The sequence below is a fragment of the Sphingobacterium sp. Ag1 genome (genome assembly GCF_000988325.1).
GTDB lineage: Bacteria > Bacteroidota > Bacteroidia > Sphingobacteriales > Sphingobacteriaceae > Sphingobacterium.
In genome coordinates this window covers 1-25,519 of record NZ_LBGU01000024.1, presented here as the reverse complement: position 1 = coordinate 25,519, position 25,519 = coordinate 1, and the positions used below count along the sequence as shown (strand labels likewise).

Sequence of the window (25,519 nt, the reverse complement as noted above, 5' to 3'; positions counted from 1 at the left end):
GAAAAAACTAAACTTAATCCAATTGAAAGTAAGGACTTTACATTTATAAACAAAATGAAAACCAACATGCCCCTTGCTACTTATCCGCCCTACTCTGGCCATTACTTTCCAAAATGCTTATAATGATTAGCTCAAGTAGGTTAAAAAGTAATTTGCTATATTACTATGCTTGCATAACATATATTTTGTATATTTGAGTATGTTGGTACACCGAGCTCATAAAATGATTGTGAGTTGGGAGGAAACTTTTTGACAGCAAACCTTATTATATATAGACGTTATCGGCTTGGTAACTGATGAACCAAAAAACTGAAATGCCATGAATTTTGAATTAAGCGAAGAGCATAAAATGATCCGCGACGCAGCGCGGGAATTTGCCCAAGAGCTAAAGGCTGGGGCAATCGAGCGCGATGAAGCCGCAAAATTTCCAACAGATTTTGTCAAGCAAATGGGCGAACTCGGGTTTATGGGTATCATGACCCCCGAAGCTTATGGCGGAGCTGGAATGGATACGTTGGCCTATGTTCTCGTGCTCGAAGAAATTGCCAAAATTGATGCCTCAGCGGCCGTTATCGTATCCGCCCACAATTCCCTGGTATTATATGGACTCAATGCTTATGGTACAGAGGAACAAAAACAAAAGTACCTAATTCCTTTAGCGAAAGGTGAAAAACTTGGTGCTTTTGCGTTGTCAGAACCTGAAGCTGGTTCGGACGCCTCCTCACAGCATACCACCGCCGAAGATAAGGGGGATCACTATCTCCTAAATGGTACAAAAAATTGGATCACCAATGGTGGCCATGCCGATATCTATCTTGTCATTGCACAGACACATCCTGAAAAAGGCCACAAAGGAATCAATGTATTGATCGTTGAAAAAGGGCTGCCGGGATTTACCATTGGTCCTAAAGAAAACAAATTGGGTATTCGTAGTTCCGATACCCATTCACTTCTATTTTCCGATGTTCAGGTTCCCAAGGAAAACCGTATCGGAGAAGATGGCTTCGGATTTAAATTTGCTATGAAAACACTCGATGGCGGTCGCATTGGGATTGCGGCACAGGCCTTAGGAATTGCTGCGGGTGCCTATGACCTTGCTTTGGCTTACTCAAAAGAACGAAAGACCTTTGGAAAACCGATTTCGGACCATCAGGCCATACAGTTTAAATTGGCCGACATGGAAGTTGATATCGAGGCAGCTCGACTTTTGACGTATAAAGCTGCCTGGACGAAAGATCAGGGGCTTCCTTACGGTAAAGAAGCTGCCATGGCCAAACTGCATGCATCTGAAGTCGCCATGAAACACACTGTCGAAGCTGTACAGATCCACGGTGGCTACGGTTACGTAAAAGAATATCATGTCGAGAGGTTAATGCGCGACGCAAAAATCACGCAAATATATGAGGGAACCTCTGAGATCCAACGTCTGGTGATTGCCCGTGAGATCCTTCGCTAAGCTGTCCGTCATGCAATGAACCCAAAAAGTTAGGGCTTTGCATGACGGATAGCTTTATTAATCTAAAGACTCTTCAATTTGTTATCGATCATAGCAAGATATTGATAATCCTGAAAGGCAAAGCTCGCCGTTTCAGCCATCGCCAGATTCAAAATAAACTTTGCTTTACGAAGTAAATTCTCCTGATTGCCATCTGTAGCATTCAACCCATCAAATAACAACGTTAAAGCCAATGGATGTAGTTGCTGAATTTGAAGATCTGTTTTGAGATATGCCGAAAGTTCATTTTCGGAGAGATTTAAAAAATAGGTCCTACTCTTTTCGAAGAATTTCTCATAAGCATCTTCAAACACTGCTGGATCAGTCGGCTCCGTAAAAGCATCATGCCCTTCTGTCCATATGCGAAGAAATTTACCAATTTCTTCGATCCAATTCATCAATACATCTTTCTTAAAACTTAATCCCATGATCTATGCTTATCTGATCTGTCCATTTCCGCGGACAATCCACTTCTCTGTTACCAATTTTTCCAATGCAAATGGTCCACGGGCATGTAACTTTTGGGTCGAGATACCGATTTCTGCACCCAGACCAAACTCACCTCCGTCCGTAAAACGTGTAGATGCATTGGCATATACCGCAGCAGCATCCACTGTATTCAAAAATTGTTCAATATGGAGTTCACTGGAAGAAACAATACATTCCGAATGTTTGGAAGAATATTTTGCGATATGCTCCAAAGCTTCGTCCAAACTGGTGACCGTCTTTATTGAACACTTCAAATCTAAAAATTCTCTTCCAAAATCGGCTTCATCTGCGCGCTTTAAATTTGAAAAATTTTGACCCTGTAATACCTCATAAGCTGTAGGGTCCGCGAAAACTTCCACTTGAGCATCTTCAAAATAAGTTTTCAATTTCGTCAGGAACTCGGCAGCAACAGCACGATCAACCAAAACGGTATCTAAAGAATTACACACCGATGGCCTCGAAATTTTAGCATTAGCAACAATTTTGGCTGCCATATCCAAATCTGCTGTACGGTCCACATAAGTATGGCATACTCCTGCTCCAGTTTCAATAACTGGTACTTTAGCGTGTTCCCTGACATAATCGATCAGCGACTGTGAACCCCGTGGTATGATAATATCCACGAATTGGGTAGCTTCCAATAATTCCGAAACATGCTTCCTATCAACAGGCAACAGTTGCACAATAGTTGTTGCAATACCATACTGCTCTAAGACAGCATGGATTACTTTCAACAACGCCTCGTTGGTGTGTAACGCATCAGAACCACCGCGCAATAGACAAACGTTACCCGACTGAATACATAATGCAGCAACGTCTATCGTCACATTAGGTCGCGATTCGTAGATGACCCCAACGACCCCGAGTGGAACCGTAATTTTCTCGATCTCCAATCCATTTGGCAATATCTTTTTTAGTAATAACTGATCTGTTGGATCTGCCAACTGAGCGATCTGCTTAACACTGCCAGCCAAACCTTTTAGACGATCGCTATTGAGCAAAAGACGATCCTTTTTGGGGTCGTCATCAGCCATACGATCCAAATCAATCTTATTGGCTTTTAATATATCAGTAGTATGTGCGATAAGACCGTCTGCGATGGTATTTAAAATAGTTATTTTGGTATCAGGAGCCAGTTGTTGCAAAATTTGTTTTGCTTTGGCCGCCGCCTGAAGTTGGTTTAAGATGGATTCACTCATAATAATACAATATCATTTGCATGTGCAATTTCTACATTTTTTTTACTGGTCTGGGACAAAGCGGATGAATCCATCTTCGCGCGGGCAACGGCAACAGTTAAGCCTTCTAGATTGACAATATTTAACACTTCTCCTTTTTCAAAATGCTCGACGATACGGGTTACCCCCACAGCGAGTAAACTTTTGTGCTTCAATAATGCTTCCTCCGCTCCACGATCAACCATCAATTCCCCTTTTATTAAACTTCCACTCGCGAGCCATTTCTTGCGGGAAGAGATCTTCTTACTTTGAGCCAGACACAGTGTGCCAGTCTCGTGCTTAACCGCTTTTTGTATCGCTTCCTCGGTTTGCATACTAAAAATCACAACAGCAATCCCCATTTGATTGGCCAATCGGGCAAAGTTCAATTTCGAGGTCATTCCCCCTAATCCTACGGAAGATTTATCCTTCCTTGCCAGCCCTAAAATATCCCGGTCAATTGTTTCAATTTGCGGTATAATCTTGTTGTTTGCATCCAACACACCAGGAACGGAAGTGCTAAACAGTAATTTTTCGGCACCAAAACCAACAGCAATCAAGGTTGCCAGCTCATCATTATCTGAAAACTTCAGTTCTTTATTACTCACCACATCATTTTCATTTGCAATTGGAATAACATTGTTCCGCCACAATTCCTCATACGTATTTTTCAATTGTAGAAATTGATCCCGATTGGAAAAGTGATGTCGCTCACATAAACTCTGCGCCAATGAAATTTTAAACGGTCGGAAATAAGTAGAATACGTATTAATCAATATGGGGTTCCCAATTGCAGCAGCTGCTTTGCGTTCGGATAGCGTTCCTGTGTAGCTGGGCAGAAAACGTTTACCGGCAGCAACAGCACCTGAAGAGACCAAGACGATATTGTATTTCTTTTGTAAGGAAGCAATTTGCCTAGCGATCTCCAAAACAATACGTTCATCAACTTCTCCCTCTTTCGTGGTAATAGAAGCCGATCCAAATTTGACAACGAGAATTGGCTTTTTCATTCTTTAGTATGTTTTAGTTTAGATTTGAGCACTAATTTACTGAGAAGAATTTGATTTACGCAAAATATGTTAACAATTGAACAATATAGTTCAATAGAAAAACTTAGGAATACGGCCGAATCCCTTAGGTCAGGAGGCATTCGTGTACCCGGCATTTATTCCGTAGGAAATTTTTACTTTGACAGAATGCTGTGGAAAGCACAAAAAACGATATTATTCCGTAGATTAAATGTTTCATATGTGGTCAATTTATTTACAATTGCCACAACTATGCGGACCGGAATCTTAATTTAAACGCTATTTAGCGTCGTTTAACAAATCTTAAATTGATTAACAATAATTAATACATATTAACAAGTCGCCCTGCTTTACGATGGGAAACGCTCTTCATAGAGCTTCTCCAAGGAGAACATTTCATCACGATATTTCGCTGCTTCCAAGAAATCCATTTCTTTTGCTGCTTTATCCATTTTCTTCCGTACGTTATCGATCGCTTTCTTCAGATCCTTCTCACTGAGATACTGCATCACTGGATCAGCTGCAATGGCCTGCGACGGATCAGGTTCAACATAAATTTTAGGTTCAATACCCGAGAAATCAGCAACAGAAGTCTGCTCTAAGATCTCCTCTCTTGTTTTGCCCACAGTACGCGGTGTAATGCCATGTTCCAAGTTATATTTCATCTGCTTGTCTCGGCGACGATTGGTTTCATCTATTGTGACGCGCATGCTATCCGTCATTTTATCCGCATACATAATAACCCGACCTTTATCATTCCGGGCAGCGCGACCAATCGTCTGAATAAGCGATCGTTCGGAACGCAGAAAGCCCTCCTTATCCGCATCGAGAATAGCGACAAGCGTGACCTCCGGCAAATCAAGCCCCTCACGGAGTAAGTTCACCCCAACCAGGATATCAAATTCACCCAAGCGAAGACCCCGTAAAATTTCCACCCGCTCCAAGGTTTTAATTTCAGAGTGGATATAACGGACCTTTAAATTCAGCTTGGTCATATATTTGGAAAGTTCTTCAGCCATGCGTTTGGTCAATGTAGTAGCCAAGACACGTCCTCCTTCTTTAATGGTCTTATCGACCTCTTCCAAGAAATCATCGACCTGATTAATCGCTGGTCGTACTTCAATAATCGGATCCAGAAGTCCTGTCGGACGAATAACCTGCTCAACGACAACACCTTCAGTCTGCTGCAGTTCATAATCGCCCGGAGTCGCCGATACATAAATCGTCTGATTTGTCAGGGATTCAAACTCCGGAAAGTTTAAAGGTCTATTATCCAAAGCCGCGGGCAACCTAAACCCATGTTCCACCAAGGAAACTTTTCGCGATCGGTCACCTCCATACATCGCACGTAATTGCGGTAAGGTCACGTGACTCTCATCAATGACCAACAGGTAATCTTCCGGAAAATAATCCAGCAAACAGAACGGACGCATCCCCGGTTGTCTACCATCAAAAAAGCGGGAATAATTTTCAATCCCCGAACAATAGCCCAGTTCACGCATCATTTCCAGATCATAATTGACCCGCTCCTCTAAACGCTTCGCCTCCAGCATTAAGCCCTCGTCTTCCAGTTGCGTTTTCCGTTGCATCAATTCATCTTGAATAGCCCAGATCGATTCTTTGAATTTTTCTTTCGGTGTAACGAAGAGATTTGCTGGAAAAAGAGCAAGATCTTCCATCTTGTTGAGCGTTTTCCCTGAAATGGGATCGATCTCACTCAGTTCATCAATTTCATCCCCAAAGAATGAAATCCGAATAGCATTATCCAAGTATGCCGGAAACACGTCCACTGTATCACCTTTAACCCGAAAGGTACCGCGTTTAAACTCTGTGGTCGTTCGCGAATATAAAATCTCCACCAACTTATGCAGGAAAGCATTTCTAGTGACAGTCATACCGACCCCAAAACGAAAGATAGACCGGGAGAAATCTTCCGGATTTCCCATACCGTATATACAGGATACCGAAGAGACGACAACAATATCACGCCGCCCCGACATCAGGGCCGAAGTCGTCGCCAAGCGCAGCTTTTCGATTTCCTCGTTAATCGCCAAATCCTTCTCGATGTAGGTATTCGTCGAAGCAATAAAAGCTTCGGGTTGATAATAATCGTAATAAGACACAAAATAGTTGACCGAGTTATTGGGAAAGAACTGTTTGAATTCACCGTACAACTGAGCCGCCAAAGTTTTATTGTGGCTTAAAATCAATGTCGGCTTTTGGGTTTCCTGAATCACATTAGCCACAGTAAAGGTCTTACCCGAACCTGTCACCCCCAAAAGCGTCTGGTATTGCTCTGCCTGCTCTACCCCTGCTACCAACTGCTTAATTGCTTCTGGCTGATCGCCTGTGGGTTTGTATTCCGATGTCAATTCAAATTTCATATATTTCCTATTTCTTTAAGAAAACCAGTCAGGCCTTTTCCAGCAAACATTGCACCACGAATTGCTTGAGCCCTAAGCTCAAAAACAGTTTTTGTAATCCGATGGTTTCAATCTGCTTCAAGACGATTTGTTGACCTGTGGTCCAGGTCATATCCTGCTATGGTCTTACACAAATTTACTAAAAATTTTACCATTTTAGCGCAAACTATAATAATACCATAGATGTTATTACTTTCAATTGATTATTTATTATCTTTAGCTTAACTGAACTAGCACACACGCCATGGTCACTATTCTATCTACCCAAAATAGCATTGCAAATCATTTTATTGCCGAACTGAGAGATATCACGATTCAACAGGATCGCATGCGCTTTCGTCGGAATCTGGAACGATTAGGTGAAATTTTCGCTTATGAAATCAGCAAGACGATGGCTTATAAACCTGTTGAAGTTGAAACTCCGTTAGGTGTGGCCAAAACCCATCTCTTGATGGAACAACCCGTACTCGCTACAATTCTGAGAGCGGGACTTCCCTTTCATCAGGGACTTTTAAATGTATTTGATCATGCCGACAATACCTTCATTGCGGCCTATCGGCATACAAAAAAGAGCGGTGAGTTTGAAATTCATAAAGAATATGTCAATACACCAAACTTAGATAATCGTACAGTAATCATTGTAGACCCCATGTTGGCCACAGGAAAGAGCCTTGTATTATGCTGTAAGGATCTCCTGGCCGAATATGACATCAAGGAATTACACATTGTTGCAGCCATTGCATCCGAGGAAGGACTGAATCACGTTCAGGCTTTTGTACCTACGGCGCACATCTGGGTAGGTGACGTCGACCACGAACTGACCTCAAAAGCTTATATTGTACCTGGACTCGGTGATGCCGGAGACCTGGCCTACGGTGTAAAACATCATTAATGTGGATAAATTATTTAAAACTAAATTAACACTTAGATCATTGAAATTCAGTAAATTTATGTCAATGATGAAGTTTATTTTTTTTATATCTAATCTATATCGCTATGAGATGGCAAAAATACAATGGCGAATCCATTCGCTCCACGATTTTCGATGCTGTTGAGGAAGTCATTAAACGAGAAGATGCCCTAGGGAATAAGCTCAAGGTTTATATAGGCACCGATTCCCAAGTCAAGAGAGGCATCATCGACTTCGCTACAGTCATCGTCTTTCTCCGGGAACATAAAGGTGGATTTATGTTTATCCAACGGGACAAAAGGCATCACCGAATGAGCATTAAAGAAAGGATGCTGCTCGAAGTCCAAAAATCCATCGATATAGCCTATCAACTCTGCCCCCTCCTCGAAAAACACAAAGTAGACCTCGAAGTCCACGCCGACATCAACACCAATCCAAATTTCCAGTCAAATGTTGCCCTGAAAGAAGCTATGGGCTATATTATGGGTATGGGGTTTGTTTTTAAGGCTAAACCCGAGTCCTTTGCCAGTACCAATTGTGCGAATAAACAGGTTCAATAACGGACTATAGGGCAGACTTTGTATATTTAGGGTGTAATTTTAATACACCATATGCAGGAATTTTTTCAGCAGATTGCGCGTCAATTTGCCCAGACCTCTTGGCTTGAATGGTTAGGTACGCTGACAGGCTTTCTTTGCGTCTATTTGGCCGCTAAACAAAATATATGGAACTGGCCAATCAGTATCATCAGCGTAGCGTCCTACGCGATTCTGTTTTATAATGCCAAACTGTACGGAGATACTGTACTACAGTTCTACTTCCTGTCCACAGCTGTGTACGGTTGGTATTATTGGATAAGACGAAAAGAAGAAAAAAAGAAACCTATCGTCAAAGCCAGCAAGGGACAATTGCTCCTTTGCCTCCTGGCAATCCTGATCCTAACGCTATCAATCGGTTATCTCCTCGATAGCAAGACAAATTCCGATGTCCCTTATATTGACGCATTCTGCACCTCCGTAAGTTTTGTTGCTCAATTTCTGATGACGCGCAAAGTGCTTCAAAATTGGCTCTTATGGGTATTTGTGGATATTTGTTATATCCCGCTCTATATACACAAAGACCTTATGCTGACCGCAGTACTCTACCTTGTTTTCACACTCATCGCTTGGAATGGCTATCGCGATTGGCAGAAAACCTATAAAAATTTTGCGTAATATTGCCTATCAAAACGATCGATGTGGGAAAAAATTTCATAAAAATTGCCGTTGTTGGCCCCGAGTCCACCGGAAAATCAACGATGGCACAATTTCTTGCCAAGGAATTTCAGACGGTATGCGTACCCGAGTATTCACGTTATTATTGCCAAAGCCTCAACAATAAATATACCCTGCAGGACGAAGTCAATATGTTTTATGGACAGGTAGCCCTAGAGGAGGCCCTGATCCCTTTAGCACAAGACCAGCTCCTCATCTGTGACACCACCTTTCTTACGGTAAAAATTTGGTCAGATCATCTTTTCGGTCATACGCCGCAGGAAGTCACCGATAAAATTCAACAACATGTTTATGATCTCTACCTGCTGATGGATATCGATCTACCCTGGCAGGATGATCCACTACGCGATTTTCCCGAACAGCGTGAACACTTCATGGAGATCTGGAAAAGCGAATTGAACGCCATTAATGCGAATTACCGTCTTATTTCCGGGCTCGGCGACCAACGTCTTGAAAATGGACTTCATGCGGTAAAAGATTTTCTGACATTGATTTGAGACAAGTGTCTTGACGAAGCAGCCTTTTACAGCTATATTTGTAAGCATAAAGTATAGCTGTTGTTTATACGGACTAAGAATACTTGCCCAACGACAGAAAGCTTTATAGAAACAATTAAAATAGAATATTAACACTTTACTTAAGAAATAATGTATCCAGAATATTTAGTAACTCCAATGCGTCAAGAGTTAGTTGATGCAGGATTCGAAGAATTAAAAACTCCTGAAGCAGTTGATCAGGCTATCGCATCAGAAGGAACTGTCTTTGTGGTTGTAAACTCTGTTTGTGGTTGCGCTGCAGCAAATGCACGCCCAGCTGCAAAAGCTGCTGTAAAAAATGAAAAACACCCAACTAAATTGGTCACTGTTTTCGCAGGTATGGAAACTGATGCTGTAAACACCGCACGTAACTACATGTTGCCTTATCCGCCATCTTCACCAGCAATGGCTTTATTTAAAGACGGAAAATTGGTACACATGATTGAAAGACATATGATTGAAGGTCGCCCGGCACAAATGATTGCTGACAATTTAGTTGCAGCATTTGACGAGTACTGTTAATCACGTATTTTGATTTTTGAATTAAAAAGGCTGTCCAAGTTATTTGGATAGCCTTTTTTGCATTTGGATAATCCGTATTCGCATTACTTTTCCTTCAGGTCGCCTTTCACTACTTTACTGATGGTCTCCTGTCCCAATAATACGCGACAATTCAGCGTAGGTACTTCACGTAAAGCAATTCGATAAGTCAAAACCCCGAGTCCGCATATTCAATAGATCTAGCCCCAAGCCTAGTTCCGTTTATTCAAAGCTTTTTGCTATTTTTAGGTTATGAAAACCTTCCCAATCATCATTTTTTTGTTCTGCTTGACCATCATTTCATGTTCACCACAAACGAAAGTGGACCTCATTGTTTATCATGCGCAAGTATATACTGTAGATTCGGCTTTTAGTATGGCACATGCTTTTGCGGTCAAAGACGGTAAGTTTATTGCCATTGGTTCCGATGAAGAAATACAGCGGAAATACAAAGCAATAGAAAAAATTGATGCGCAGGGAAAGGCCATTTATCCGGGATTCTATGATGCCCATGCGCATTTATTTGACGAGGCCGAACTAATGGATCAAGTCGACCTAAACGGTAGCGATTCTTTCGAGGAGGTTATTCAACGTGTCAAAAACTACCAGCAAAAAAATCCGGACAAAACTTGGCTGATCGGTGGTGGCTGGGACCAAAATCGCTGGAAAGATAAAACTTTCCCAACCAAGGACCTACTCGACAAAGCTTTCCCGGATATCCCCGTCTACCTCATGCGTGTAGATTATCATGCGGCGGTAGCCAACTCCAAAGCGCTAGAATGGGCCAAATTAACCAGTATTCCCACGATTCGTGGCGGTGTGGTCGGCGGGAATAATAATATCCCCAATGGCCTCTTGATCGACAATGCAATGGATCTTGTCAATAAGACAATCCCGGTTCCGAGTGAGAAAGACTATTTAAGAATGCTCAAGCGAACGCAAGACTCCCTCCTTTCCGTCGGTCTAACCACTATTGTAGACGCAGGTTTATCAAAAGAAAGACTCGATCTCCTAAAAAAATACTATCGCGAAGGACAGTTGAAAATTAGAGATTATGCCATGATCCTCGGCAATCCCCAAAACATAAAGTCATTTATCGATCAGGGTTTCTATGAAACGGACCGTTTCGAGATCAAAGGATTTAAACTGCTCGCCGATGGTGCATTGGGATCTCGTGGCGCATGCCTCCTCGCACATTACCATGATGCCCCCACCCACGGCTTTCTCCTCCATAGCCCCCAGGAATACGAAGCCATGATCAAACAGATTGCCGAAAGTAAGTTTCAGGCAAATACCCATGCAATAGGCGATTCGGCCAATCGTATTATTCTGGATATCTATGGCAAATACCTCCACAATAATGGCGACCGCAGATGGCGCATCGAGCACGCGCAAATTATATCGCCTACAGATTTTGACAAGTTTCGAAAGTATCAAATCATACCATCTGTACAACCTACACACGCAACCTCCGATATGTACTGGGCCAAAGATCGACTTGGTGAAGAACGTATGAAAGGCGCTTACGCTTATAAGCGTCTGTTGGCAGAATATGGTAAACTCGCTCTGGGCAGTGACTTTCCGGTTGAACATTTTAACCCCTTATACGGTTTCCACGCAGCGGTAGCACGTGTCGACAAAAAAGGCTATCCTAACCACGGGTTTCAGATGCAAGATGCCATAAGCCGTGAAGATGCCTTAAAAGGAATGACGATCTGGGCGGCATACTCCTGTTTTCAGGAGAAAAAACGAGGAAGTATCGAAGTGGGAAAAGATGCCGATTTTGTTATCCTCGAACAGGATATCTTGAAAATTCCAAATGAGCAACTGCGAAATGTAAAAACAGAACGGACAGTAATTGCAGGTGAGACCCTGTTTAAAAGATAACAAAAACTGATAGGCCTAGCCATACCCAATAAACTTATACTGCCAACAAAACAAGATAGCTAACAAAGTATTGCTAACGAGTCAAACCTTTCTTAACATGCATTAGCACAACCCTAGGGAGGATAATAACGAAAAGTTCAAATAAATTTTTACAATTACGAATATTTCGTATATTTACGATATAAACATATATTTATGAAATATTCATTATCAATCTTACTGTCTGTGGCCACGCAGCTATTATTTGCACAAGAGCGTACTCCTGCCATCGCTAAAGTACATTACGAATTCAAACATGTCAATGACAGTACCCAACGGGACCAATTTTTACGCGATGAAACAGTGGTTTACCTGAATCAGCAGGCCAGCTACTATACGTCATATTCATCCAAACGCATGCAGGAAGAGGTCAAAAAACAGATGGAAGATCCCGCATTTTCCGGCAATCTAACCCTTACTACGCGCTCCTCGCCCTCATCATCATCTTATCTAATCAACCCCGATCAAAATAAAATAACAGAGGTAATATCCGTTGCTAGTGACCATTTCTCCATTACTTCACCATATCCCACACAGGATTGGGAAATCTTGGGAGATCGTAAAGAAATCGGTGGTTACAATTGCCAAAATGCGAAGGCAACATTCAAAGGCCGCACCTATATCGCCTGGTTTACAACCGAACTTCCGTTTTCCTATGGCCCCTGGAAACTCCATGGTCTACCCGGACTTATCCTTGACGCACGGGACACAAAAAATGAAGTGATTTTCGCTTACGCCGGATTCGATAAAATTGAAGATGGAAAAACATTTGTCGAACTGCCACAAAATACCATCGCAAGCACGGCAGATGAAGTAAAGAAAATTCAGGAAGCCTTTAAGGCCAATCCTCAAGCCTACATGCAAGCGCAATCCGGAAAGAATAGAGCCATCAATGTAGGCTCAAACGGAAACATCGTTGCCGTTCGATCCGGTAATTCAGGTGGAAACTCCCCTATTGGTGCTTTGGATCCATCCAAAATAAAAAGTTTCAATATTTCAAGAGACGATAAATACAAACCTTCGAAGGTTACCAATAATCCGATAGAGCTGACGCCTTAATGAAAGTATTTCTATGTTTATTTATAGTCGTTTTGCTTGGGCAAAGAACCTTTGCCCAGCAAACGATTAGTGGAACGGTCCAAGTGGATAAGACACAGCATCCTGTACCCTTTGCCAGTGTCAACATCCTTTCAGACGGTAAAATCATCGCTTTCAAGCCGACAGATAAAGATGGGCGTTTCACAATCACATTGACAAAGGAATATGCGAGCCTTTACCTGCAGATCAATCACCTTACTTACGAAAAATTTGAACTCAAACTTGGCACACAGACATCCAATCTTCGGATCGCACTCGTTCCAAAAACCAATCTGCTACAAGACGTCATTGTAAAGAGCAAACCTAAAGTGAGCCGTTCAAATGATACGATTTCCTACGACGTCGGATCTTTTGCCAAAGAGGAGGATCGCAATATAGGCGACGTAATCAAACGCCTTCCGGGCATGGAAGTTACCGAATCGGGGCTTATAAAATACCAGGATAAAACCGTTTCTAAACTTTACATTGACGGTGACGATCTGTTGGAAAATCGCTATGGTGTAGGTACACGGACAATCCCGCATAAAATGGTAAAGGACATTCAGGTGCTCGACAATCACGAACATTATAAGGTCCTTAAAAATAAAAGATTTACAGACGACGTCGCCATCAATCTCGTTATCAAAGAGGAAGCCAAGCTGAAGCTCACTGGACAGGCCAAAATTGGCGTCGGCACCCCCAATCTCTATGATCCTGAATTGAATTCCATCCTATTCAACAAGAAAGTAAAGATGCTGAATGTTCTCAGCGGGAATAATACAGGTCATGATCTTTCCGGAGATATCATTGGGGCCAATCAATCCTCTTTACTGGCCAAGTTCGGCAGCTCGACTATCAACAATCTCCTGGCGACGAGCACAACAGGCAGTCCAAATATTCCTAAAAACAATTATTACTTCAACAATACCGGTTCACTGAACACCAATAACCTATACAACCTCAAGAATCTCTGGCAGCTAAAATCCAATCTTCAGGTCTTATACGACAACGATCGGCAAAATAATGCCTCAAACACGCAATACCTGCTCGACGATGGTGACGTTTATTTTAATGAGCAAAATCACATGAAAACAGCGCGGTGGCTTGGCGCAGCCAGACTTTCGGCATCTACCAATACGGAAAAGAAATATGCGAGCAATACTTTATCATTTGAATATGAAAAAAAAGATATTACAGCATTGCTGGCAAATTCCTCAGGGCAGATCGAGCAGTTCCAAAAACACCACATCAAGGGATTCAGCAACTTGTTCAGCTATATACCCCAACTTAAAAACAATGACATTATTGCAATCAACTGGTCTTTAAATTATGGCACTAAACCGCAGACATTACAGATCTATCCCGGTGTTTTTCCAGAAATACTCAATGATAGCATTCCCTATAAAAGCAGCCGCCAGCAAATCGAAGTTCCTTCGTTTTTTACGGAGATCAGTACAGGTTATCGCTTCAATAAAGGCAGAATCAAACAATACTATCAAATTGGCTTCAATACAGATCGTCAACATTTCACCTCACTCCTTACCATAGTAGATAATGAGCAACGTGTTCGAACATTGGGCGATAATACCCGTAATAATCTGTATTGGAGCAGATCCCAAGCGTTTATTACACCGCAATATTCCTGGAAAACAAATCGATTTGAAACCCAGCTCGAGATCCCGATCACCTATTTGTTTACGCATTATGAAGATGTCAGCCATCAACTGGCCACGTCCAAAAATTCCATGCTGATCAATCCTAATTTAAAAGCAAGATGGCAGATTTCACAAGAAGACTATCTTCAATTTAACTATCAATTTGCGCAGGATGTAGGCAATATTGAAGATATATACCGTGGTGCCGTATTACGGAACTATAGAATGCTTAGCCAAAATAATGCCGCGCTAAATGAATCCAAAAAACATACGTTTAATCTCAATTATACTTTGGCCCGCACCCTAAAAGTATTATTTGCAAATGCTGGTATTAGCTATACAAGATCGCTTTCCAACACGATGTTATCGTCCGTTATAAAAAATAACATCACCGAAAATATATTGGTCAATATGGATAACCTGCAAGATCGATGGTCATCTCAGATCGGATTTGATAAATACATCTTCCCTTTGGCAAGTACCCTCAAACTAAAAGGAAGCATTTCTTACTTCAAATACAATCAATTGTTAAACAATGCGCTAGTGCCTACTCGAAGTACGAGCTATCTATTTCAGCCCAGTATTGAAGCTAAGGTATTTAAATCTTATAATATTTCCTATTCAGGACTATTCAATTGGAACAGGAGCAAACAACAGGGCCTTGACAATGCGATCCAAAACAAAACTACCACCATGATGCATAATATAGGCTTTCCGGCCAGTCCCTTCAAAAATGGCTTTATGCGGCTAAACCTGCGCAACCTGGCCACCTTTCAAACAAACATGAAGAATGCAAGTTACACCTTCATAGACTTTTTTACGCGCTATAAGATCAACAAGTGGAAAATGGATATCGAATTGGAAATGAATAATTTGGCCAATATCAAAAACTATCGCACCTACCTGATGACGGCCAATATGATTTCACAAAATGAATTTGAACTTCGCGGGAGAACAATTTTACTTCGTACAGTTTTCAACCTATAAGACATCGGATCCCATCGGAAAGAAACAATTTCGTTTTCCAATGCTCGTCTATTGTTGCGCCCATAGACCAATCTCTTCCAACCGAAATCCTGCTATTTTAGCAGATTATCGATGATGAACAGGAGTAATAAGTTTTTCAGCCCCTAGAGGTAAACCGTTTCATAAAAAAAATAGAAAAAAGAAGCCTGAGCAAAAAAATCACCCAGGCTTCTTTTTATATCTTGCGAAAAATATTCTTTGTTAAAAAAATTAGAAATGTTTTCTATTGCATATCAAATAAATGTTTCTCTGCATGGTAAGAAGAACGAACCAGCGGTCCAGACTCCACATACTTGAATCCCATTTCCAAACCAATTTTTTGATATTTCTCAAATTGTGCAGGTGTAATCCACTCGATTACAGGATGGTGAGCTTTGGTAGGCTGTAAATATTGCCCCAGTGTCAAAATATGTACCCCAACGTTATATAAATCTTGCATTGCCTCGATAACATCTTCCTCTGTTTCACCTAAACCAAGCATAATTCCTGATTTTGTACGGAGTCCAGCTTCAGAAATTCGACGCAGGCACTCAAGTGAACGATCATATTTAGCTTGAACGCGAACTTCTCTTGTCAAACGACGTACAGTTTCAAGGTTGTGCGAAACAACCTCGGGACGTACTGCGATCACGCGGTCCAAATTATCCCATTGTCCTTTAAAATCTGGCAAAAGTGTTTCTAAGGTTGTTTCAGGACTTTCCCTACGGATGGCATTTATTGTCTCCGCCCATATTATCGAACCACCATCTTTTAGGTCATCACGATCCACCGAAGTGATCACACAGTGTTTTACCTGCATTAACTTAACAGAATTGGCAACACGATTAGGTTCATCCAGATCCACCGCCAACGGACGGCCTGTTGCTACCGCACAAAATGAGCAAGAACGTGTACAGATATTTCCTAAAATCATGAAGGTTGCTGTTCCAGCCCCCCAACATTCGCCCATATTCGGGCAATTTCCACTCTCACAAATTGTATGTAATTTATGCTCGTCTACAAGACTTCTGACATGTCTATATTCTTTACCAACAGGCAATTTGACACGCAACCAATCAGGCTTGCGTTGTGCAGGAGTTGCCGGAATAACTGGAAGTTCAATCATACAACAAAGTTAAGGATTAAAAATGTAATTTCTAACCGTCAATTTGTTGGTTTTATATCATAAAAAATGAGCGATTACCGTCAATAATAGAATTATGAAACAAAAATTAGGATATTTGTGTTGATTATCATTAATCTAATAACAAAACTATGCGACTGAGCGGATCTTTATCCATGTTGTTACTTGGGGGTGCAACCATTTTTACAGCACAAGCCCAAACCAACTTTGACATTATACCCAAACCTTCGAAAATCACCTTGGCTACTGGAACATACGCTATCCCTGCACATCTTCAGGTTATTGTTTCAGATGAATTTCAGGAGGCGACACAGTTACTTACTGAACACCCCGCCATCAAAAGCCTCGCTGTCGAAGTACTCAAGAAAAATAAAAAAGGCCCTAAAGAAGGCTTTCGCATTATTAAGGCCGTCGATGCAGATAATCTGAGTAAAAACGCCTATTCCATCCAAATCGATGAAAAAGGCCTGCTACTCAGGGCTTGGAATGTACCTCAGGTGATCAATGGAATTTACACGCTGGTTCAATTAGGCTATCTACAAGCTGATCCAAGTAAAATAGCCTATGCGACTATAGTCGATGAGCCTCGCTTTGCTTATCGTGGATTACACCTGGATGTATCGCGCCATTTTATGCCGCTATCTTTTGTAAAGAAGTATATCGACATCATGGCCATCTATAAGTTCAACAACTTTCATTGGCATTTAACCGATGGAGCGGGATGGCGATTGGAGATTAAGAAATACCCGGAATTAACACAAAAGGCGGCCTGGCGAACACATACCAGCTGGAAAGATTGGTGGAACAATGGTCGTCAATATGTGGAAAAAGGTACGCCAAATGCCAGCGGTGGATTCTACACACAGGAGGAAGCCCGCGAATTGGTCGATTATGCAGCCCGCAAAGGAATCAATGTTATTCCCGAAATAGAAATGCCCGGACATTCGGAAGAAGTATTGGCCGTGTATCCCGAACTCTCCTGTTCCGGAAAGCCCTATAGTCAAGGAGAATTCTGTATCGGCAATGAAAAAACCTTTGAATTTCTAAAAAATGTATTGGATGAAGTGCTTACAATATTCCCTTCCCAGTACATTCATATCGGTGGTGATGAGGCTGAGAAAAAGCATTGGGAAACCTGTCCAAAAGATCAGGTACTCATGCAGAAAGAAGGCCTGAAATCTGTCGACGAACTACAGAGCTATGCCATCAAACAAATGGATCTATACCTGCAATCTATGGGTAGAAAACTGATCGGTTGGGACGAAATCCTACAAGGGGGACTTACCGAAGGAGCTACCGTCATGAGCTGGCGCGGTGAAGATGGCGGCATAAAGGCCGCAAATGCAGGCCACGATGTCATCATGACTCCCGGTTCACACCTCTATTTTGATTCTTATCAGACAGACCCTCGGACACAGCCTGAGGCCATCGGCGGTTACCTGACACTGGATAAGGTGTATTCATATGATCCTATTCCAGCGGCCATACAAGGAGATAAAGCCAAGCATATTCTCGGAGCACAAGCGAATATATGGACAGAATATGTTCCTACCACCGAACACCTTGAGTATATGGTATTCCCACGTGCACTGGCTTTAGCAGAGGTCAATTGGACCAATAAAGATGGGAAAAGTTGGACTGACTTTCAGCGAAGACTGCAATCTCATTATAAGCTTTTACAAGATCTGAACGTCAATTATTACCGTCCTTCCTTTAATGTCGCTTATACAGCAACATACAATGCAGCTAAAAACAACAATAAAATTACGCTGACAACCGAGCAACTAAAAACAGATCAGATCCGATATACCATTGATGGCAGTGAGCCTACAATCCAGTCTACCCCCTATACTGCACCATTTGAACTCAGCTCAACAGGTCATATCAATGCGGCTTATTTTCTAGATTCTATCAAAATTGGTCCAACCCTATCCTTTGATATTGACATTCATCGCGCTATCGGAAAAAAAGTAACGTACAACACAGCATGGTCGGGATATCCAGCACAAAAAGATTCTACCTTAACAAACGGAATCATGGGTGGTCTTTCCTATCACGATGGTCAATGGCAAGGATTCACCAGTCCGATTGATGTGGTCGTGGATATGGAACGTAGAGAAGAAATACACCAGGTAGCCATGAATTTTATGCAGATGATTGGCCCGGGCGTTTATATGCCCGGAGAAATGGAAGTCCTGCTTTCGGATAATGGCCGTACCTTCAGATCGGTAGGAACAATCAAAAATGATATATCCGATAAAGAGTCCAAGTTGACTTTCAAAAGGTTTGAACTCAAACTTGACAAAGCACAGCAGGCGCGTTATATAAAGATCAAAGCCAGCAATCCTAAAAAAGGTTACTTGTTTACAGACGAAATCATCGTTTATTAAACACATCTGGACAGTTTTCTAAACCTGCATGTTTTATTAATTTGTGTTTTCTCATTAAAGCATCAATGAGTTCAAAACTCACTGTTATCGGAAAACAACAACCTTCATGATTTCACGGCACCAATAGCTCTAAAATCATGAAGGTTCTATACTCGTTTTTGTTTTTCAGGACTACTTTTCCAACAAACGGCATTTAATTTTGAAATATTATTAAAATAAATACTTAATTTTCAAAATTTAAAATGTAACTTTGCACTCCGACAAAGCAGTCGGAATGACCCTTCCCCATGAGCTATTTTTGATTGTCTTTGCTCAGATTTACAATAGGAAATTTAATTTTTTGAACTAGATATAATGCCAAGAAACACTTCCATTAAGTCGGTTTTAATCATCGGATCAGGTCCCATCGTTATCGGTCAAGCTTGTGAATTTGATTATTCTGGATCTCAAGCATCCCTTTCATTGAAAGAAGAAGGTATTGAAGTATCCATCATCAACTCAAACCCTGCAACAATCATGACGGACAAAGTTGTTGCGGACAATGTCTACTTACTTCCATTAACTTGCGAAAGTATTGAAGAAATTTTGCAAAAACACAACATTGACGCTGTACTTCCTACCATGGGTGGCCAAACGGCTTTGAACTTATGTATCGAAGCTTCCAACCTAGGCCTTTGGGAAAAATACAATGTAAAAGTTATCGGTGTTGATGTTGCTGCCATTGAAAAAACTGAAAACCGCGAAGAATTCCGTCAATTAATGGTTGATATCGGTGTGGGCGTTGCAACATCCAAAATTGCAAACTCATTCCTTGAAGGTAAAGAAGCGGCACAAGAGATTGGCTATCCGCTTGTTATACGTCCATCTTATACCCTTGCAGGTACAGGAGGTGGATTTGTTCACAGAAAAGAAGATTTTGACGCAGCCTTAAATAGAGGTTTACATGCATCACCAACACATGAAGTTTTGGTTGAACAAGCTGTATTGGGCTGGAAAGAATTTGAGTTGGAATTACTTCGCGATACCAATGACAATGTTATCATCATCTGTACTATTGAAAACTTTGATCCAATGGGTATCCACACTGGAGACTCGATCACTGTTGCACCAGGCATGACATTATCAGACAAATGTTATCAAGATATGCGTAATCAGGCTATCCTGATGATGCGTTCAATTGGTACATTTGCAGGTGGTTGTAACGTTCAGTTCTCTGTAAACCCAGAAAACGAAGAGATCATCGCCATCGAAATCAATCCACGTGTATCACGCTCTTCCGCTTTAGCATCGAAAGCAACGGGTTATCCAATTGCGAAGATTGCAGCTAAACTGGCGATCGGTTACAACTTGGATGAATTGCAAAATCAGATCACAAAGACAACATCCGCATATTTTGAACCAACATTAGACTATGTGATTGTTAAGATCCCTCGTTTCAACTTCGATAAATTCAAAGGAGCAAACAAAGAATTAGGTCTACAGATGAAAGCGGTAGGTGAAGTTATGGCAATCGGCCGTACATTTATCGAAGCTTTACAGAAAGCATGTCAATCCTTGGAGACAGGCCGCGCTGGGTTAGGTGCTGATGGTCGTCAATGGAGAAACCTTGACGAAATCATGGATAGCCTGGAACATCCAAGTGGTGACCGCTTATTCCATATCAAAGATGCTTTCGAATTAGGCGTTCCTTTGGAATCGATCCGTAAGGCAACACGTATCGACAAATGGTTCTTGGTACAGATCCAAGAGTTGGTACACCTTGAGCAAGAATTACGTCGTTATCAATTGAATAATATCCCGCGCGACTTCTTCATGACCTTAAAACAAAAAGGTTATTCAGATGTACAAATTGCATGGTTATTAGGAAATGTAACCGAGGATCAAGTGTACGATCGTCGTAAGGAGTTAGGGATCAACCGTGTTTACAAAATGGTCGATACTTGTGCTGCAGAATTCCCGGCACAAACACCTTATTACTATTCGACATTCGAAGAAGAGAACGAATCCATCTCTTCAGATAGAAAGAAAATCATCGTATTAGGTTCTGGTCCAAACCGTATCGGTCAAGGTATCGAGTTTGACTACTCTTGTGTACATGGTTTATTAGCCGCTAAAGAATGTGGTTACGAAGCGATTATGGTCAACTGTAACCCAGAGACTGTATCGACAGACTTCAATATGGCTGATAAATTATACTTCGAGCCCGTATTCTGGGAGCACGTACGTGAGATCATCGAATTAGAAAAACCCGAAGGTGTTATCGTTCAGTTGGGTGGACAAACAGCTCTTAAAATGGCTGAGCGTCTAGAGCAACTTGGCGTAAAAATCATCGGTACTTCATTTGAGAACATGGACTTGGCAGAAGACCGTGGCCGTTTCTCCGATTTATTGAAAGAATTGGAAATTCCATATCCAAGATACGGTGTCGCGACTTCAGCAGAAGAAGCATTACAAGTTGCAAACGAAGTTGGCTATCCAGTATTGGTGCGTCCTTCTTACGTATTGGGCGGACAAGGCATGAGCATTGTTATCAACGATGAAGATTTAGAAAAAGCTGTTGTCAACTTATTGAAAAACCTTCCTGGAAACCATATTCTGATTGACCACTTCCTGGATCGTGCAGAAGAAGCTGAATCAGATTCGATCTGTGATGGTGAAGATGTACACATCATTGGTATGATGGAACACATCGAGCCTGCAGGTATCCACTCTGGTGACTCATCGGCGGTATTACCTCCATTTGGCCTATCACAAGCTGTTCAGGACAAAATGGAAGAATACTCTATTAAACTAGCAAAAGCATTGAACGTAAGAGGTTTATTAAACATTCAGTTTGCTGTCAAAGGTGAGAATGTGTATGTCATCGAGGCTAATCCACGTGCATCACGTACAGTTCCTTTTATCGCTAAAGCTTATGATGTTCCTTACATCAATATCGCAACTAAAGTCATGTTGGGTGTCAATAAGTTGAAAGACTTTACGATTGAACGTAAATTACAGGGATACGCGATTAAAGAACCTGTATTCTCTTTCAACAAATTCCCTGAAGTAGACAAGCAATTAGGCCCTGAAATGAAATCAACTGGTGAAGCAATTCGCTTTATCAAAGATCTTCACGATCCTTATTTCAGAGAATTGTACAATCAAAAATCAATGTTTTTGAATGCACAATAAGGCATATCAATCAAATAGAAAAGGCTTGCAAATGCAAGCCTTTTCTATTTGATATCTTTCACACAGCGAAATCCAACATTATTTGTAGGACTGTTGACTTCCCCTTTTCCTCTGCTTCCGGCTTTATACCTTTCACAATATTGATCGTTGCAAAGAAATGACCCGCCCCGCTGAACGCGTTTTTCAAGGTTTGGCTCCTGCGGATCATAAGAATCCTGTGGTCCTTTGGGATTCACGGCTGTACTATGCTGATAGTAATCGGGCCTATAAAAATCAGCACACCATTCCCACACATTCCCTTCCATATCATACAGTCCCAACGCATTTGCCTGAAATGATTTTACAGGTGCAGCCCCCTCAAACCCATCTTCCTTTGAATCTTGCACAGGAAATTTTCCCTGATAAATATTTGCGGTCCATTTACCATTAGGCTTCAAGTCCTTTCCCCAATAATACAAGTCGTCGTTTGCATCATTACGTGCCCTAGCCGCATATTCCCATTCCGCTTCCGTAGGCAATCGTTTGCCTGCCCATTTCGCATAAGCTGCAGCATCTTCATAGGCAACCTGAACAACGGGATAATTCATTTTGTCCTTTATCGAGCTATTGGGTCCTTCGGGATGTTGCCAGTTTGCACCAGGGACATACTCCCACCACATCAGGTAATTGTTTAATGAATTGAGTTCTTTGGGCTTAGAGAACACAGCCGATCCCGGGACTAACATCTTGGGATCCACTCCCGGAAAATCTTTCGGATCAAGCGCTCGCTCAGCAACAGTTACATAACCTGTCTCCTTTACAAACTGCGCAAACTGTGCATTTGTGACCTCATGTTCATCCATATAAAATGAATTTAGTTCAACCTGATGTAGGGGCTTACTATCTTCAAAATTTGAACTTCCCATTAGAAATTTGCCCCCTTCAACCAATATCATTGTGTCCGCATTCTTGCTTTTTAGCTGGGCAATTTGGGATTTTATCATACCAGCGCGAGTAGGTATATTTTCCCCAACACAACAGGAAAGTGTATCCTTGGTGGAAAATAACGATAAACAGGTAATTAGAGTCAGACTGAATAACATAATTAAAGATAAACATAAAAGGGGAACAATAAAAAGTTCCCCTTCAATAAGTCATTTTATATAGGAGGACTATACGCCCAATTGTATATTTTCTTTTTTCGCTGATCTCGAACGGATAGGCGTATTTCCGCCACCTTTTAACGTGATTTCTACCGGCGTATTATTTTTCCATGCACCTTTTGTGAAATCCGGTACATCAACTGTTTTACAGTTCTTTTCGACAGATTCGAAACTCAACGGTACGATACAGCTCCATGAAGCAGCGTCATAGACATCCTGATCCAAAGGTAATCCATTGCGCAAACAATCAATTAGACGCCAGTCCATCATAAAATCCATCCCACCGTGTCCACCGACCTGCTTTGCTTGTTCACCAATATATTTTACCAATTCTGGGGTGTATTTATCATACAGTTCTTTCAATTTCTGTTCTGTAATGAATTCATGCCCAAAAGCAATATTCTCCGTAGGATACTTTTGTGCAAACCCTTTGGTGCCACTCAGTGTATGTAGCCTAGAATAAGGTCTAGGAGAAGTAACATCATGCTGCAACATAATCGTTTTCCCTTTGGCCGTACGGATAAGCGTTGTATTCATATTACCACGGTATTTCTTTCCTACAAATTCCTGAAAAAAAGAATCCTTAGCGGCTAACTCTTTCGCTTTTTCTCCCATCATAAAATCATTGGAAGACATCGCCACAAGATGATCCATTTTATCCCCTCTATTGATATTTAAGCATTGTGCCACAGGCCCAAGTCCATGTGTAGGGTACAGATTTCCATTTAGTTTTATATTTTCTCTTAGGCGCCACATGTTATCATAGCCATTTTTTGCAAAATTAAGATCAAGCAAATCGTGAATATAAGCACCTTCGGCGTGAACGAGTTCGCCAAACAAGCCTTGGCGCACCATATTCAATGTCAGCATTTCGAAGAAATCATAACAGCAGTTCTCCAGCATCATACAATGCTTTTTAGTTGCCTCGGATGTTTTTACCACCTCCCAACAATCTTTGATTGCCAAAGCGATCGGGACTTCACATGCCACGTGATTACCCGCTTTCATGGCCGCAATACTCATCGGAGTATGATAATCCCAAGGCGTACAAATATAGACCAGGTCAAGCTTCTCTTCTTTCAACAAGGATTTCCAGCCATCTTCACCTGAATACGCTTTAGGAGCTGCTAGACCTTTCGATGTAACGATTTTTGTTGCGCGCTCCACCCGGTCTGGATGCTTGTCACAAAGTGCGACAATTTCGCATCCCTCAATAAAGGATAAGCGTTCAACAGCACCAGGACCGCGCATGCCGAGTCCAATTACCGCTACCCTGACCTTATCTATTTTTGGAGCTGCATAGCCACACATATTAAACGACTCTGCCACTGCATTGGCATTGACCAACGTAGGGAGTGAAACAGCCAGCGATGACAATATTCCGGCTTTTTTAAGAAAATCTCTTCTAGAATCCATAATTTAAAGTTCATATAAATTTAAAGGGACCAATTGGTCCCTCTAAAAAATCACCTATTTTAAAACAAACTAAACAGTCAATAGAAAAATCCTTTTGGATCGGATTTATAGTTGGTTCTACTTAAAGAACTTAATCTCTATAACAATAATATAACACTTTTTTCTAAATAAAAAATGAAACTTGAAAGCAATCGTTTGCTTAATCTACACAAACGATTGCTTAAATTTTTATCTTCGTTGTTTTTCAATCGATATTCTGCAACCATAGAGTTTTTAATAATGAAATTCCGAGTAGAATAATGGCAATTGCGACAGTATATTCCAGCAATGATCACTAATGAATGTCGAGCTGCATTTGTTATCGCTAAGCAATTGTAACTTCACAGCGGTCTAGCTAGAGGTATAATGTTATCGGGTTCCTGATCGGGATATGTAGATGAGAAATAGTATGTGGATACAATGATATTTGCCCTATTAAGCTTAACAATAGTGTAGAATGACCGTATAATATATGAATTTTATAGCAAGAACTATAGCCACTAGCTGTATAATTCGCAATAGTCGGATACCCTATAAGGAAAGTAAACTCAAGCAACGTACTGCGATCACCAAAAAATACGGAAGATATGCAATAGCATTGTACAGGGAAGTACGGGAGTTACCTAAACGAAAGAAGCC

General features: G+C 41.4%; 18 protein-coding genes. 11 read left to right on the top strand and 7 right to left on the bottom strand.

The features are described from left to right. Positions 1–319 precede the first annotated feature (319 nt). Positions 320–1,456, top strand: a complete 1,137-nt coding sequence (locus AAW12_RS03925; RefSeq protein WP_046672309.1) for an acyl-CoA dehydrogenase — start codon at positions 320–322, stop codon at positions 1,454–1,456. A 62-nt stretch (positions 1,457–1,518) separates the two neighbouring features. Here AAW12_RS03925 and AAW12_RS03920 read toward each other — a convergent pair whose 3' ends face one another. The 4 genes from AAW12_RS03920 to uvrB all read right to left on the bottom strand — a co-directional run bounded on the left by AAW12_RS03920 (position 1,519) and on the right by uvrB (position 6,613). Beyond that, on the bottom strand, positions 1,519–1,923 hold the full coding sequence (locus tag AAW12_RS03920) for a hypothetical protein (protein ID WP_046672308.1): 405 nt from the start codon (positions 1,921–1,923) through the stop codon (positions 1,519–1,521). A 9-nt stretch (positions 1,924–1,932) separates the two neighbouring features. Beyond that, a complete protein-coding gene (locus tag AAW12_RS03915) occupies positions 1,933–3,183 on the bottom strand; it encodes a glutamate-5-semialdehyde dehydrogenase (RefSeq protein ID WP_046672307.1) in 1,251 nt (416 codons plus the stop codon). Beyond that, positions 3,180–4,211: a glutamate 5-kinase gene (gene proB / locus AAW12_RS03910; RefSeq protein WP_046672306.1), complete on the bottom strand. Its 1,032-nt coding sequence runs from the start codon at positions 4,209–4,211 to the stop codon at positions 3,180–3,182. Before proB ends, AAW12_RS03915 begins: the two co-directional genes overlap by 4 nt. Before the next feature lie 368 nt (positions 4,212–4,579). Beyond that, positions 4,580–6,613: an excinuclease ABC subunit UvrB gene (uvrB, locus tag AAW12_RS03905; protein WP_046672305.1), complete on the bottom strand. Its 2,034-nt coding sequence runs from the start codon at positions 6,611–6,613 to the stop codon at positions 4,580–4,582. A 283-nt stretch (positions 6,614–6,896) separates the two neighbouring features. Between uvrB and upp the strand changes: the two genes are divergently transcribed. From upp to AAW12_RS03865, 8 genes are all read left to right on the top strand, one after another. Further along, the gene (gene upp, locus AAW12_RS03900; protein WP_046672304.1) at positions 6,897–7,544 is read left to right on the top strand and encodes a uracil phosphoribosyltransferase; all 648 of its coding nucleotides are present in this window, start codon (positions 6,897–6,899) and stop codon (positions 7,542–7,544) included. Between the two features lie 104 nt (positions 7,545–7,648). Then, on the top strand, positions 7,649–8,122 hold the full coding sequence (locus AAW12_RS03895; RefSeq protein ID WP_046672303.1) for a ribonuclease H-like YkuK family protein: 474 nt from the start codon (positions 7,649–7,651) through the stop codon (positions 8,120–8,122). A 51-nt stretch (positions 8,123–8,173) separates the two neighbouring features. Continuing rightward, positions 8,174–8,776, top strand: coding sequence for a nicotinamide riboside transporter PnuC (pnuC, locus tag AAW12_RS03890; RefSeq protein ID WP_046672302.1), 603 nt, complete (start codon positions 8,174–8,176; stop codon positions 8,774–8,776). 23 nt (positions 8,777–8,799) lie between these two features. Then, a complete protein-coding gene (locus tag AAW12_RS03885; RefSeq protein WP_046672357.1) occupies positions 8,800–9,333 on the top strand; it encodes an AAA family ATPase in 534 nt (177 codons plus the stop codon). A 150-nt stretch (positions 9,334–9,483) separates the two neighbouring features. Then, complete coding sequence (locus AAW12_RS03880) at positions 9,484–9,894, top strand: BrxA/BrxB family bacilliredoxin (protein ID WP_046672301.1); 411 nt, start codon at positions 9,484–9,486, stop codon at positions 9,892–9,894. Between the two features lie 270 nt (positions 9,895–10,164). Then, positions 10,165–11,799, top strand: coding sequence for an amidohydrolase (locus tag AAW12_RS03875; RefSeq protein ID WP_046672300.1), 1,635 nt, complete (start codon positions 10,165–10,167; stop codon positions 11,797–11,799). A gap of 195 nt (positions 11,800–11,994) precedes the next feature. Beyond that, positions 11,995–12,897 (top strand): GLPGLI family protein, encoded by a 903-nt coding sequence (locus AAW12_RS03870; protein WP_046672299.1) that lies wholly within the window; start codon positions 11,995–11,997, stop codon positions 12,895–12,897. Next, the gene (locus tag AAW12_RS03865; RefSeq protein WP_046672298.1) at positions 12,897–15,557 is read left to right on the top strand and encodes a hypothetical protein; all 2,661 of its coding nucleotides are present in this window, start codon (positions 12,897–12,899) and stop codon (positions 15,555–15,557) included. Before AAW12_RS03870 ends, AAW12_RS03865 begins: the two co-directional genes overlap by 1 nt. 262 nt (positions 15,558–15,819) lie before the next feature. Here the strand turns inward: AAW12_RS03865 and lipA are convergent, their stop codons facing one another. After that, entirely contained in the window at positions 15,820–16,701 is an 882-nt protein-coding gene (lipA, locus tag AAW12_RS03860; protein ID WP_046672297.1) for a lipoyl synthase, read from the bottom strand. 149 nt (positions 16,702–16,850) lie between these two features. On the opposite strand from lipA, the gene AAW12_RS03855 reads away from it, so the two are divergent. Both AAW12_RS03855 and carB read left to right on the top strand, forming a co-directional pair. Further along, entirely contained in the window at positions 16,851–19,109 is a 2,259-nt protein-coding gene (locus tag AAW12_RS03855; protein WP_046672296.1) for a beta-N-acetylhexosaminidase, read from the top strand. Positions 19,110–19,463: 354 nt separating this feature from the next. Next, positions 19,464–22,283, top strand: a complete 2,820-nt coding sequence (gene carB, locus AAW12_RS03850) for a carbamoyl-phosphate synthase large subunit (RefSeq protein WP_046672295.1) — start codon at positions 19,464–19,466, stop codon at positions 22,281–22,283. A 44-nt stretch (positions 22,284–22,327) separates the two neighbouring features. On the opposite strand, the gene AAW12_RS03845 is transcribed toward carB, so the two are convergent. Together AAW12_RS03845 and AAW12_RS03840 are read right to left on the bottom strand one after the other, a co-directional pair. After that, entirely contained in the window at positions 22,328–23,266 is a 939-nt protein-coding gene (locus tag AAW12_RS03845; RefSeq protein ID WP_231585197.1) for a formylglycine-generating enzyme family protein, read from the bottom strand. A gap of 168 nt (positions 23,267–23,434) precedes the next feature. Next, on the bottom strand, positions 23,435–24,841 hold the full coding sequence (locus AAW12_RS03840; RefSeq protein WP_197083968.1) for a Gfo/Idh/MocA family protein: 1,407 nt from the start codon (positions 24,839–24,841) through the stop codon (positions 23,435–23,437). Positions 24,842–25,519 lie beyond the last annotated feature (678 nt).